At 31.5% G+C, this 13,766-nt stretch carries 10 protein-coding genes; 9 read left to right on the top strand and 1 reads right to left on the bottom strand.

Features of this window, described 5'->3' with window-relative positions:
- Positions 1–22: 22 nt before the first annotated feature.
- From rpoC to IBJ83_RS04330, 3 genes are all read left to right on the top strand, one after another.
- On the top strand, positions 23–3,661 hold the full coding sequence (gene rpoC / locus IBJ83_RS04340) for a DNA-directed RNA polymerase subunit beta' (protein ID WP_269902520.1): 3,639 nt from the start codon (positions 23–25) through the stop codon (positions 3,659–3,661).
- Positions 3,662–3,713: 52 nt separating this feature from the next.
- Positions 3,714–4,799: an MGDG synthase family glycosyltransferase gene (locus IBJ83_RS04335; RefSeq protein ID WP_201275525.1), complete on the top strand. Its 1,086-nt coding sequence runs from the start codon at positions 3,714–3,716 to the stop codon at positions 4,797–4,799.
- Between the two features lie 69 nt (positions 4,800–4,868).
- Positions 4,869–5,255, top strand: a complete 387-nt coding sequence (locus IBJ83_RS04330; RefSeq protein WP_201275524.1) for a hypothetical protein — start codon at positions 4,869–4,871, stop codon at positions 5,253–5,255.
- A gap of 62 nt (positions 5,256–5,317) precedes the next feature.
- Here IBJ83_RS04330 and IBJ83_RS04325 read toward each other — a convergent pair whose 3' ends face one another.
- Positions 5,318–5,971, bottom strand: a complete 654-nt coding sequence (locus IBJ83_RS04325; RefSeq protein WP_201275523.1) for a TetR/AcrR family transcriptional regulator — start codon at positions 5,969–5,971, stop codon at positions 5,318–5,320.
- 367 nt (positions 5,972–6,338) lie between these two features.
- Between IBJ83_RS04325 and IBJ83_RS04320 the strand changes: the two genes are divergently transcribed.
- From IBJ83_RS04320 to IBJ83_RS08560, 6 genes are all read left to right on the top strand, one after another.
- Positions 6,339–7,835 carry a BCCT family transporter gene (locus tag IBJ83_RS04320; RefSeq protein WP_201275521.1) on the top strand — a complete coding sequence of 499 codons (1,497 nt, stop codon included), beginning with the start codon at positions 6,339–6,341 and terminating at the stop codon, positions 7,833–7,835.
- A gap of 21 nt (positions 7,836–7,856) precedes the next feature.
- Positions 7,857–9,182, top strand: a complete 1,326-nt coding sequence (locus IBJ83_RS04315; protein ID WP_201275519.1) for a glycine/sarcosine/betaine reductase component B subunit — start codon at positions 7,857–7,859, stop codon at positions 9,180–9,182.
- A gap of 12 nt (positions 9,183–9,194) precedes the next feature.
- Complete coding sequence (grdH, locus tag IBJ83_RS04310; RefSeq protein ID WP_231698862.1) at positions 9,195–10,496, top strand: betaine reductase selenoprotein B; 1,302 nt, start codon at positions 9,195–9,197, stop codon at positions 10,494–10,496.
- 392 nt (positions 10,497–10,888) lie between these two features.
- The gene (locus IBJ83_RS04300) at positions 10,889–11,590 is read left to right on the top strand and encodes a YSIRK-type signal peptide-containing protein (RefSeq protein WP_201275515.1); all 702 of its coding nucleotides are present in this window, start codon (positions 10,889–10,891) and stop codon (positions 11,588–11,590) included.
- 193 nt (positions 11,591–11,783) lie between these two features.
- On the top strand, positions 11,784–12,854 hold the full coding sequence (gene prfA, locus IBJ83_RS04295) for a peptide chain release factor 1 (RefSeq protein WP_068475125.1): 1,071 nt from the start codon (positions 11,784–11,786) through the stop codon (positions 12,852–12,854).
- A 3-nt stretch (positions 12,855–12,857) separates the two neighbouring features.
- Positions 12,858–13,766, top strand: a complete 909-nt coding sequence (locus IBJ83_RS08560) for a C39 family peptidase (protein WP_201275507.1) — start codon at positions 12,858–12,860, stop codon at positions 13,764–13,766.

The following is a 13,766-nucleotide window of genomic DNA, read 5'->3' as shown; positions in this document are numbered from 1 at the left end:
ATAGAGGAAGGGAGTGAACTCCTTGTTGGAATTAAATAATTTTGATGCAATGAAGATTGGCTTGGCTTCACCTGATAAGATTAGAAGTTGGTCAAGAGGAGAAGTTAAAAAACCTGAAACCATAAATTATAGAACATTAAAACCGGAAAGAGATGGACTTTTCTGCGAAAAGATTTTTGGACCGGTTAAAGACTGGGAATGTAATTGTGGTAAATACAAGAGAATAAAATACAAGGGAAATGTATGTGAAAAATGTGGAGTTGAAATCACAAAATCTAAAGTTAGACGTGAAAGAATGGGTCATATAGAACTTGTTGCTCCAGTTTCTCATATATGGTATTTCAAAGGAATACCTTCAAGAATGGGACTTATATTAGATATGAGTCCTAGAGCACTTGAAAAAATATTATATTTTGCAAATTATGTTGTACTTGATGCAAAAGACACTGACCTTTATGTTAAACAATTATTAACTGAAGGTGAATATGGTGAGGCTTGTGAAAAATTCGGTTCTGAAAATTTCAGAGTTGGAATGGGTGCTGAGGCTGTTAAAGAACTTTTGGAAAATATTAATTTAGATGAGCTTTCAGAAGAACTTAAAAAAGGTCTTGTAGATGCAACAGGTCAAAAGAAAATCAGACTTTCAAGAAGACTTGAAGTTTGTGAGGCATTTAGAAAATCAGGAAACAGACCTGAATGGATGATTATTGATGTTGTTCCTGTAATTCCACCTGATTTAAGACCTATGGTGCAACTTGAAGGTGGAAGATTTGCAACTTCAGACTTAAATGATTTATACAGACGTGTTATAAATAGAAATAACAGACTTAAAAAACTTATCGAACTTCATGCTCCGGAAATCATTATGAGAAATGAAAAGAGAATGTTACAAGAGGCTGTGGATACATTAATTGATAATGGAAGACATGGAAAAGCTGTAACGGGAGCAGGAAATAGAGAACTTAAATCTCTATCAGATATGTTAAAAGGTAAAACAGGAAGATTCAGACAAAACTTACTTGGTAAACGTGTTGACTACTCAGGACGTTCTGTAATCGTAGTAGGGCCTGATTTGAAATTCCACCAATGTGGACTTCCAAAGAAAATGGCACTTGAATTATTCAAACCTTTCATTATGAAACAATTAGTTGAAGATGGAGTTGTTCATAATATTAAGAGTGCAAAGAAATATGTTGAAAGATTAAATTCAAATGTTTGGGATATCTTAGATAAAGTTATCAAAGACCACCCTGTACTTTTAAACAGAGCACCGACTCTTCACAGACTTGGTATTCAAGCGTTTGAACCTGTTTTAGTTGAAGGAAAAGCTATAAAATTGCATCCTTTAGTTTGTACTGCATATAATGCCGACTTTGATGGCGACCAAATGGCTGTCCATTTACCTCTATCAACAGAGGCACAAGCAGAGGCAAGACTTTTGATGCTTTCAACAAATAATATTTTGGCTCCAAAAGACGGTAAGCCAATTACAACTCCTGCCCAAGATATCGTACTTGGTTCATACTATTTAACAAGTGGAACTGTTGAAGAACAAGCTGTTCGTTCATTTATGGATTATGATGAAATGTTTAAGGCTTATTCTACAAAGAATGTTAAAATTCACGATACAGTTAATGTTTTATATAGAGATGAAGAAACAGGAGAAAGTCAAATTGTAAAATCAACAGTTGGTAGATTTATCTTCAACGAACATATTCCACAAGACTTAGGTTTTGTTGATAGAAGTAAAGATAAATTCTCACTAGAAGTTGATAAACTTGTCGATAAAAAAATGCTTGGTAAAATTGTAGATAAATGTTTTAGAAAACATGGAAATATCAAGACTGCCGAAGTATTAGACTATATAAAATCAACTGGATATAAATACTCAACTATTGGGGCTATTTCAATCTCAATGAATGACGTAATTGTTCCGGAAGAAAAATGGGGAATTCTTAAAGAGGCAGAAGAAAAAATTGCAACTTATGAAGAATTATTTAAAGATGGTTTAGTTTCTGAACAAGAAAGATATGAATATGTAATCAGCGTTTGGACAAAAGCGACTGAAGATATTACAAAAATACTTGTTTCAAGACAAGACCCTACAAACAGTATCTCAATCATGGCGGACTCCGGAGCCAGAGGTAATATTAACCAAATTAGACAGTTAGCCGGTATGCGTGGACTTATGAGTTCTGCAACTGGTAGAATCGTAGAAATTCCTATCAAGGCAAACTTTAGAGAAGGTCTTTCTGTTCAAGAGTTCTTTATTTCAACTCACGGTTCAAGAAAAGGACTTTCAGATACAGCGCTTAGAACTGCCGACTCTGGTTACTTAACAAGAAGACTTGTAGATGTTTCACAAGATGTAATTGTTAGAGAAGATGATTGTTGTACTGATGAATATGTATTAGCTAAAGATTTCAAAGACGGAAATGCTGTCGTTGAAAAACTTGCAGATAGAATTGTAGGGAGACATTCATTCGAAGATGTATTAAACCCAACTACTGGAGAAATATTAATTCGTAAAAATGAAATGATTACTGAAGTTCTTGCAGAAAAAGTTGAAAAACTTGGAATTACTGAATTAAAAGTTCGTTCCGTTTTAGGTTGTAAAGCAAAACATGGTGTTTGTGCAAAATGTTATGGACGTAACCTTGCAACAGGAAATCCGGTTGATATTGGGGAGGCTGTTGGTATTATTGCTGCTCAATCAATTGGGGAACCTGGTACTCAGCTTACAATGAGAACATTCCACTCTGGTGGTATCGCTGGTGTTGGAATCACTCAAGGTCTTCCTCGTGTGGAAGAACTTTTTGAGGCAAGAAAGCCAAAAGGACTTGCATATATAACTGAAATAGACGGAACTGTAAAATTAGTTGACAATAAGAAAAGATATGATATAGTTGTAACAGCTGAAGATGGTGATGAAAGAATTTACGCTATCCCTTATGGAGCTAGAATTAAAGTTAAAGATGGAATGGAAATTAAAGCAGGTGATATGCTTACTGAAGGTTCTATAAATCCACATGATATTTTAGCTATCAAAGGACCAACTGGCGTTCAAGAATATATCACTAAAGAAGTTCAAAAAGTTTACCGTAGCCAAGGGGTAGATATCGATGATAGACATATTGAAATTATTATTAAACAAATGCTATCAAAGGTTAGAATTGATACTTCAGGAGATACTAACTTCTTAGAAGGAAGTTTAGTTCCATTTAGAGAAGTTGAGGCTGTAAACAAAGAAATGTTAAATGAAGACAAGATGGGTGCTACATTTGATAATGTACTTCTTGGTATTACAAAAGCATCTCTTGCTACTGAAAGTTTCTTATCAGCTGCATCATTCCAAGAAACAACTAGAGTTTTAACTGATGCCTCTATCAAAGGAAAAGCAGATGGTTTATTAGGATTAAAAGAAAATGTAATCTTAGGTAAACTTATCCCTGCTGGAACAGGTATGAAAGTTTATAAATCAATCGAAATTGATTATGAAACAATGGAAGAAGAAGATAGACTTATGGAAGAGGCACTTCTTGAAGAAAATAAAACTGAAGAAGTAGAAGATTCTAATGAAACTGAAGAAACAGTAAAAGAAACTGAAGAAACAGTAAAAGAAACTGAAGAAGTTAAAGAAGTTGAAACAGTAGAAGAATAGAATTTAAGAGTCGGAAAATTTTTCCGACTCTTTTTATAAAGTGAGGGTTAAAATGAAAAAAGCATTAATTTTAACAGCGTCATTTGGTGGTGGACATAATAGAGCCTCAAATAATATTAAAGAGAAACTTGTTAAAAGAGGATTTGAAGTAGAAGAAATAGATTTGTTAAAAGAAATTTCTGAAAAATTGGACAGCTTGCTTGTTGGAGGATATTTAGGAATTGTAACGAAGACACCTGAAATTTATGGACTTATATACAAGGGAACAAATTTAACTACGCATCAAAATGTCTTTTCAAAACCGATTTTAAATATATTAAGTTCTAAGATATTGCCGATTTTGGAAGAAAAAAAGCCTAATGTTGTTATAGGAACTCATGTTTTTGCAATAGGGGTTATGGAGCATATAAAACAAAAAGAATATTATGATGTTCCGTTTATTTCAGTTATCACAGACTATGTAACTCACAAAATGTATTTTAGTGATTATGTAGATTATTATATAGTCGCAAGTGAATTTACTAAAAATAAAATGATTGAGGACGGAATAAAAAAAGAAAAAATTTGCGCTTTTGGAATTCCGATAGACGATAGCTTTAAAATCAGACATTATGAAAAAAAAGACGGATTTAATATTTTAACAGTATTCGGCTCTTTGGGGATAGACGATTTTTCCGATTATATTATGCCAATTTTAGATATTGCAAAAGACGTAAAGCTAACAATGGTTTGTGGTAGAAACGAAGAGTTAAAAGAAAAATTAGAAAAAAAATATAGCTTATTTATCGATGAAAACAGACTTGAAGTTTTAGGTTATACAAACGAAATAGCAAGACTTATGGAAGAAAATCAAATTTTGGTTACAAAGCCAGGTGGACTTACAGTTACAGAGGCGATAGTTAAAAATATTCCACTTATAATTCCTTTCTTTATTCCGGGACATGAAGAAGAAAACAAAAACTTCATTGTTGAAGAAGAAATTGGTGTTTATGCAGAGGGTGTTGAATCTGTTGTAAAAGAAATAAAAAAGTTTTACAAAAATAGAAGAAGAGTGGAATATATGGCGTTAAATATGAAAGAAATTGCAGAAGGTTTTTCAGTAGATAAGATTGCAGAACTTGTTGAAAAAATAATTTAAAAACGATTGACAAAAAAACTTTATTATAGTATAATGCTTGATGAATGAAGATTTTTAGGAGGTATTTATATGAAAATTAAAAAATATTTAATTTCTGCTATGGCTATTTTATTAATGGGTTCAATGGTTGCTTGTCAATCAAAACCGGCTGAAACTAAAAAAACAGAAGAAAAGAAAGAAGACAAAAAAGAAGAAAAGAAAATGGAAAAGGCTTCTGATGAAGAAAAAAATGCTACAATCAAAGCATTAGAAGAACAAAAAGCTGTTGAATTATCAATTCCTAACTTAAAAGACTCAGATAAGAAAAGTATTGAAGAAAAATATGCTTCATTAATCTCTTCTGTAAAAGAAGATAAAATGGATAAAGCTGAAGTTATTAAATTAGGAAAAGCTGCTGAAAACTATGTAAAAAATGTTAAAGCTGCTAACGGAGAAAAAACAGAAGAAAAAAAATAGTAATATGATATTTTTAATGAGGGCTAAGCCCTCATTTTTTTATAAAAAAATGAGATAATTGCTTATCTCATTTTGTCAAATATTTCAACTATATAATTATTTACAAGTTCCTTTGCAACAGATGAATTTATACTTCCTCTATATACTTTTAAAAGCATACTTTCAAATACACAAATTATCAAACTGTCAATCATTTCTGCTCTATCTTCAGATACAATTTTTTCTTCAACACAAGCCTGCATTAAGTTAAAACTTCTCGTTTTTATAGATTTGGATAAAAGCATTTCTCTAATGACTTTAGGATATTTTTTTACGTCTAAAGGAAAATAACTGTAATAACTTTCTACATATTGCTCTAAATCCTGTTTTAAGTTTGAAAAGAATATTTTATAATAAATTTGTGGCTTTCTAAAAGCACAGTCTATGTAACATTGCCAAACTAATAGGTAAATATCTCTTGAATCCTTTGCTGATTTTATATAGATTGGAATTTCCTCTATATATTCTCTTAGATAATGCATAGATGCAAAAAATAATAAATGCTCTAAGTTGTCAAAATAATTATAAATGGTTGCACTATTATATCCGGCAATATCTGCAACTTTTCTTATGGTTACACTTTCGTATCCGTCTTTTTCTATTATGTCTATCGTGGCATCAACAAAGTATTTTACCATTCTAGTTTTTTGTATCATTTTTTTATCTATAACAGTCATATTATCTCTCCTCTACAAAGTATTATTTTATCATAAGTTTTAAATAATATCAAATTTACACTTTAAATATATTAAGTAAAAGTCTTTCGTGTAAATTATTTTTGTAAATTTTTGTTAATTTTATATCACTTTAAAATAAAAAATAGAAAATTAAAATTAATTTTTAATAAAAAACTATTGCAAACGATTAAATTTTATGTTATATTTATTTCAGATTAAAAAATAATCATGATTATAAAATGATTATAGTTAAAAAATAATTATTTTGTATCGAAAGCACATATTGGAAATTTCTGCAGATTTCTTGTGTCTTAAATTCAAAAAGTATTTTAAGAGAAATTTTTTAAAATTAAATAAGGAGAAAAAAATGAGTAAAAAAAATAATACTGTGTTTTATGCATCAATAGCATTGACATTAGCAATCGTTTTTTGGGGCTTTTTAAGTCCATCATCATTTGAAATTGCCGGTAACGCATCTTTCAAATTCTTATCTACTAATTTTAACTGGTTTTATACTTTTACTATGACTTCATTTATTGTTTTTGCAATTTGGATTGGTTTTTTTAGTAAGTATAAAAACATAAAACTTGGTGGAGATGATTCAAAACCGGAATTTTCAAATTCATCTTGGTTCGCTATGCTATTCTCAGCAGGTATGGGAATCGGTTTAGTATTCTTTGGCATTTCTGAACCATTAAGTCATTATTTAAATCCAATGTATGGTAAGGGAATGACAGAAGAGGCAGCTAAGTTTGCTATTACAAAATCATTTTTACACTGGGGACTTCATCCTTGGGCTAACTACTGTATATTAGGTTTAGGACTTGCTTATATGCAATTTAGAAAAGGTAAACCGGGCTTAATAAGTAGTATATTTATTCCTATTTTAGGAGAAAAAGGAGCTAAGGGTCCAATAGGAAAAATAATCGACATTTTAGCTGTATTTGCAACAGCAGCAGGAATGGCTACTTCTTTAGGACTTGGAACTCAACAAATCAACAGTGGACTTAATTATATGTTCAAGATTCCTGAAACTCCAATGGTTCAAATTATCTTAGTTGTTACAATTACTTTGATTTACACTTGGACAGCAATTTCAGGGGTTGAAAAAGGAATTAAAGCTGTTTCAGACTTAAACTTAATTTTGGTTGTAGTTTTACTTGCAGGTTCGTTCTTGTTTGGGCCAACTGTTAAGATTTTAAGAACTTTTGTTGAAGGAACAGGACTTTATATTCAAAACTTCATTCAAAATTCATTAGAAGTTGGAGCTTTTGGAAAAAGTTCTTGGTTTGGAGATTGGACAGTATTCTACTGGGCATGGTGGATTGCTTGGGCTCCATTTACAGGAATCTTCATTGCAAGAATTTCTAAAGGTAGAACTATAAAAGAATTTATTGCAGGTGTTATGTTAGTGCCTACAATCGTATCGTTCATTTGGTTCTCAATTTTTGCCGGAATTGACTTTGCAACAGCCGGAGAAGTTTTACTTGAGGCAAGTAAGAGTTCAGCGACAGCATTCTTCATTGTTATGAACAATATACCACTTGGAGCTATTTTATCATTTGTTGCTATAATTCTTCTTTTCACATTCTTCATTACATCTGCAAACTCTGCAACTTTCGTTTTAGGAATGTTATCACAAGAAGGAGATTTAAACCCAACAAATACAAAGAAAACTATTTGGGGAGTTGTTCAATCAGCACTTGCACTATCACTTATGATAGGCTCAGCAAATGGATTAAAGATGCTACAAACTATATCAATTATAGCTGCATTCCCATTTGCATTTATAATGTTATTTAGTATGTATTCACTTGTAAAGGCGTTGAAAACAGACGAATTTATAATAAATAATAAACTTTAATAAAAAATAAGGAGGCTTTCTATGAAATTAGAAATCGGTAATTTTCATGTTAAAGATGTAGTTTTTGGAGATAAAACTTTCTTTGAAAATGGAATTTTAACAATTAATAAAAAAGAGGCTTGTGAATTTATTTTACAAGACGAACATATCACAGAAGTTGATATAGAAATCGCAAGACCAGGGGAAGACATCAGAATTGTTCCTATTAAGGAGGCTGTTGAACCTAGAGTTAGAGTTGACGGAAGAACTTTATTCCCAGGAGTAACTGGTGAAGTTGTTCCTTGTGGAGAAGGAAAACTTCATGCGCTTAAAGGTGTAAGTGTTCTTGGTGTTGGTATGCACTGGGGAAGTTTTGGTGACGGTTTAATTGATATGTGTGGAGAAGGACAAAAATATACAATATTCGGACAATTAATCAATATCTGTATCGTTGCCGACACTGATGAAGAATTTGAAAGACATGAACAACAAAAGAAAAATAGAGCAATTAGATGGGCAACTCACAAATTTGCTGAATATTTAGGACAAACTGTAAAAGAATTAAATCCTGATGAAACAGAAGTTTTTGAATTTGATCCGGTTTTAAATAGAAGCGAAAAGGTAAATAGTTTGCCAAAAGTTGTTTTAGTAATGCAACCACAATCACAAATGGAAGAAATGGGATATAACGACTTAATTTATGGTTGGGATATGAACCACTTTGTACCAACATTTATGAATCCTTGCGAAGTTCTTGACGGAGCAATTATTTCAGGAAGTTTCATGCCTTGTTCATCAAAATGGTCAACTTATGACTTCCAAAACTTCCCAACAATTAGAGAACTTTACAAAGAACATGGAAAGACAATCAACTTTGTTGGAGTTATAATGTCAAACTTAAACGTTGCTTTAGACCAAAAAGAACGTTCAGCAATCATAATGTCTAATATAGCTAAATACTTAGGAGCAGAGGCTGCTATCGTAACTGAAGAAGGTTATGGTAACCCTGATACTGACTACATTAGATGTATCGTAGCTTTAGAAGATATCGGAGTTAAGACAGTAGGTATCAGTAATGAATGTACTGGACGTGATGGTGCATCACAACCACTTGTAGTTTTAGATGAAAAAGCTAATGCATTAGTTTCTTCAGGAAATGTTTCTGAATTAATTAAATTACCACCAAGAAAGAAAGTTATCGGAGAACTTGAGGCTCTTGCAAGAGATGGTTTATCAGGTGGTTGGGCATTTGATGAAATTTTAGGCTCATCAGTAAAAGAAGACGGTTCTATAATTATGGAAAATAATGCAATGTTCTGTGGAGATGCTATTGCAGGATGGTCTGTAAAAACTATGAAGGAATTTTAAGAGGTGTTAAGTATGAAAAAAGCAATTCATTATATAAATCAATTCTTTGCCGGTATTGGTGGAGAAGATAGGGCAGATTTCAAGCCTGAATTAAAAGAAGGAAAGGTAGGCCCTGGTATTGCATTACAAGCAAAATTAGACGCTGAAATTACTCATACAGTTATTTGTGGAGATAACTATATGGGCTCTAACACACAAGATGCTATAGATGAAATCTTAGCTATGTTAGAAAATTTAGAATTTGATGTATTTATTGCAGGACCTGCATTCCAAGCCGGACGTTACGGTGTTGCTTGTGGAAATATCTGTGAGGCAGTAAAAGAAAAATTCAATGTTCCTGTTGTAACTTCAATGCATGTTGAAAACCCTGGAGTTGAAATGTTTAAACTTAAAATGCCTGTTTTTGAAGGTGGAAACTCAGCTGCTTTTGTTAAAAAAGATACAGAAAAAATGGCTCTTTATGTAAATAAATTATTAGCTGGAGAAGAAACTAAAGGTGCTAAAGCTGAAGGTTACTTTGAAAGAGGAATCAGACACCAAGTTTGGTTAGAAGAACCAGTTTCAGCATCAAGACGTGGAGTTGATATGTTACTTAAGAAAATTGCAGGAGAAGAATATGTTACAGAACTTCCAATTCCTAAAAAAGATTTAGTACCAATAGCAAGTCCATTAAAAGATTTAAAGAAAGCTAAAATCGCCGTATTAAATACAGGTGGTATCGTTCCTGTTGATAACCCTGATAGAATTCAATCTGCATCAGCTACAAGATGGGGACGTTATGACTGTTCATCAATGGAAAGATTAAAAGGTGGCGAGTTTAAAACAATCCATGCCGGATTTGACCCTGCAGCTGCAGATGCTGACCCTAATGTAATCGTTCCTTGGGACGTATTAGTTGACCTTAAAAATGAAGGAGTTTTTGGAGAACTACATGAATATTTCTATTCAACAGTAGGAACAGGAACTACACAAGCAGAAGCAAAGAGAATGGGACAAGAAATGTTAGCTAAACTTCAAGAGGCTGGAGTTGACGGTTGTATCATGGTTTCTACTTGAGGTACTTGTACACGTTGCGGTGCAACGATAGTAAAAGAAATCGAAAAGGCGGGAATCCCTATCGTACAAATGTGTAACTTAGTTCCAGTTGCAATGACAGTTGGTACAAACAGAATTGTTCCAACAATCTCAATTCCTTATCCACTAGGAGACCCTAGTACAAGTAAGGAAGAACAATACAAATTACGTTATTCAAGAACAAAATTAGCTTTAGAATCATTAGCTACTGATGTTCAAGAACAAACAGTGTTCAAATAAATTTAAAGACTCTTTCACTTCCTTAGCTTTGCTATAAGAGTCAAAATTTTTAAATCTACTTCCCAACAAAATAGTTGGGAAGGGATTTGAAAGATAAAAAATATTTTTGTATATAAATAATATTTACATACAATGGTATAAAGGAAGTACATTAAAATAGTATTTGAATTTTAAATTAATTTAAATAGATATAATCACACTAATAACAGACCTTACAACTAGAACGCAAATACCATACTTAAAATTTATTAGGAAGATATGCTATGTAAAATTTTTACATAGCTATTTTTTTGCTTTAAATTTTGTTTATATTTTTAAGGTTGTTTTAAGGTTAGGGGTTTAAAATGTACGAAGTCGCTTTTGTGACAAAAATATTTTAGGGGGTAGATTATATGAAAATTATATCTAGAGAAAATGCAAATACAAAACAAAAATATCTTTCCAGAAAATTATCAGTTGGATTGGTATCAGTATTGTGTGGATTTGCATTTGCTTTTGGTACACAACAAACTAATGCACAAGTCGATAATATTTCAGTTTTAAGAACTGAAATTGAACAAAAAGCCAATGAGGCAGTTAATAACAAAAAAATATCACAAAATGATGCTAATGCAATTAAAAACGCATCAAAGATGATGAAATCAGAATATGCTTTAAAGAACTTATTAAATAAGCTTAAAACTCCAAGAGTAACAATACCTGCTAAGGTAAAAACTCCGGAACAAATTAAAGCTGAAAGATTAGAAAGATATAAAAAAGAAGTTGTTTCTTTGATTTCAAAAACTCATCTTGACAACAAAACAAGAAATATGTTAACTGACGAAGTAAATAAAGCACAAAGTGTTGAAAAAGTTAGGGAAATTCTTGAAAAAGCCAGAACACAATCTGAAGAGGCATTTACTAAAAAAGAAATGCAAAATCAAGAACTTTTTGCTTTAAAAGAAGAAGTTAGAAGCTTATTACAAAAATTAGAAGAAAAGCAAGCGATTAGTAAAGAAGATGCTAACGGAGTTAGATCTGCATTAAGAATGATGAATTCAAAAGCTCCAGTTCAAAGAATTCAAAGAATGCTTGAAAATGTTAAGTCTAAATAAAATTTTAGATAAATTATTTAATTCGAATTTTTGGGGAGAGTTTTGTATTAAAGAGAAAGAAAAGCTGTTTATAATTAGTTTATAACAGCTTTTTTTGTTGAAAAACTTTTTTATTACATTAATTTGCTTATAATAAAGAAATTGTGATATAATATAGGTTGATTAATTGTAAATTTAAAAGGAGAGATATATTTTGTTTGATAAATTAGAATTATTAATTGAAAAATTTGAGGAGCTTGAAAGAAAGATTATAGATCCTGAAATTATGAAAGATATGAATGTTTGGCAAAAACTTGCTAAAGAGCATGGAGATATGAAACCAATCATTGAAAAATATAAAGAATATTCTAAACATAAAAAAGAACTTGAAGAAAACAAGGAAATGTTAAGAGAAGGCTTAGATGAGGATATGAAAGAGCTTGTTAAGGAAGAAATTTCGATGCTTGAAGAATCTATCGAAAGTGAAGAACAAGAATTAAAAATCCTATTGTTACCTAAAGACCCTAATGATGATAAGAACGTATTTATGGAAGTTAGAGCCGGTACAGGTGGAGATGAGGCAGGACTTTTCGCTGAGGATCTTTTAAGAATGTATAGAATGTTTGCTGATAAACAAAGATGGAAAACTGAAATAATGAGTATTTCCGAACAAGGTGTCGGAGGTATCAAAGAAGTAGTTTTCTTAGTTAAAGGTCAAGGAGCATATTCAAAGTTAAAATATGAAAGTGGAGTTCACAGAGTTCAACGTGTTCCTGCTACTGAATCAAGTGGTAGAATTCACACTTCTGCTGCAACTGTTGCAGTTTTACCTGAAGTTGAAGATGTTGATGTTGTAATAAATCAAAATGACCTTAGAATTGACGTTTATAGAGCAAGTGGTAACGGTGGACAATGTGTAAATACAACAGACTCTGCAGTAAGAATTACACATATACCGACAGGGCTTGTTGTTACTTGTCAAGATGAAAAATCACAACTTAAAAATAAAGATAAAGCAATGAAAATCTTGAAGTCAAGATTATATGAAAAATACCAAGAAGAACAAAATAAAGATATTGCTGATGCAAGAAAATCACAAATAGGTTCAGGAGATAGGTCTGAAAGAATTAGAACATACAACTTTCCACAAGGAAGAGTTACAGACCACAGAATCAATATGACTATTTATCAATTAGACAGTTTCTTAAACGGAGATATTTCTGATATGATAGATGCATTAATTACAAGCGACCAAGCAAAGAAGATGCTTGCGATTACGGAGTAGCCAGTGAATTCTAATTTACAAAATAAGTTAGTAAAATTTGGTGTTTTTCTTGCACTTTATACCTTTGGGATATTTGTGTTTTTTAATTTTGCGTTTTCTAAAAAAGAAATTAAAGTTGATGTAACAAAAAAAGAAGAAACTACAACCAAAACAGACACAACTTTAAATGCAAATGGAATAGATGTAAAAAAGCTGTCAACTAAAGTTAATGGTGGAAATAAAATTAATCTTTTGAACGAAAAGATTATTCGTGACGGGTTAAAAAATACCACTGATAAAGACATTAAAGAAATTTTAAAAAGCGAAAATAAACTTAGTATTGGGTATTTAGCTTTGCTTTACAGAAATCCATCTGCTAAACTTTTTGTAAAAGATAAATTAGAAAATAAAGTTATAGATAATTTTACCGGAGAAAGTGTTGACTTTAAAAGAAGTATTCCATACTATTTACAATGGGATAGACGTTGGGGACAAAAAAAATATACTGATGAAAATATAGCGATAAATGGTTGTGGCCCAACTTGTATGGCTATGGTAGTTTCAGGACTTTCAAAAGATAATTCCATTACGCCTGTTGAACTTGCAAAGTATGAAGAATATGCAGAGGGAGCAGGTACCGGTTGGAAATATTTTACTGAAGTTCCTAAAAAATATGGACTAACAGTAAAAGAAGTAGGAAATGATGAACAAGTTTATAAAAACGAATTAAAAAGTGGAAGACCGATAATTGTTAATGTTGGTAAAGGAGATTTTTCAACAATCGGACATTATATTGTATTAGTTGGGGTTGATGAACAAGGGAATTTTATAATAAATGACCCGAACAGTCCACAAAATACAAATGATACATGGACTTTTGAAAGATTAAAACCACAGATAAAAAACGCATGGTCTTTTAGTAAGGGAGAGTAG

The organism is Parvimonas parva, from assembly GCF_016552165.1.
Lineage (GTDB): Bacteria > Bacillota > Clostridia > Tissierellales > Peptoniphilaceae > Parvimonas > Parvimonas parva.
The sequence above is the reverse complement of the archived record's forward strand: the minus strand, read 5'-3'. Positions and strand labels throughout refer to the sequence as shown.

Excerpts from the sequence above, each read along its gene's own strand:
- IBJ83_RS04335 (WP_201275525.1), top strand. The coding sequence starts at position 3,714 with ATGAAAAAAGCATTAATTTTAACAGCGTCATTTGGTGGTGGACATAAT.
- IBJ83_RS04330 (WP_201275524.1), top strand. The coding sequence starts at position 4,869 with ATGAAAATTAAAAAATATTTAATTTCTGCTATGGCTATTTTATTAATG.
- IBJ83_RS04325 (WP_201275523.1), bottom strand. The coding sequence starts at position 5,971 with ATGACTGTTATAGATAAAAAAATGATACAAAAAACTAGAATGGTAAAA.
- IBJ83_RS04320 (WP_201275521.1), top strand. The coding sequence starts at position 6,339 with ATGAGTAAAAAAAATAATACTGTGTTTTATGCATCAATAGCATTGACA.
- IBJ83_RS04315 (WP_201275519.1), top strand. The coding sequence starts at position 7,857 with ATGAAATTAGAAATCGGTAATTTTCATGTTAAAGATGTAGTTTTTGGA.
- IBJ83_RS04300 (WP_201275515.1), top strand. The coding sequence starts at position 10,889 with ATGAAAATTATATCTAGAGAAAATGCAAATACAAAACAAAAATATCTT.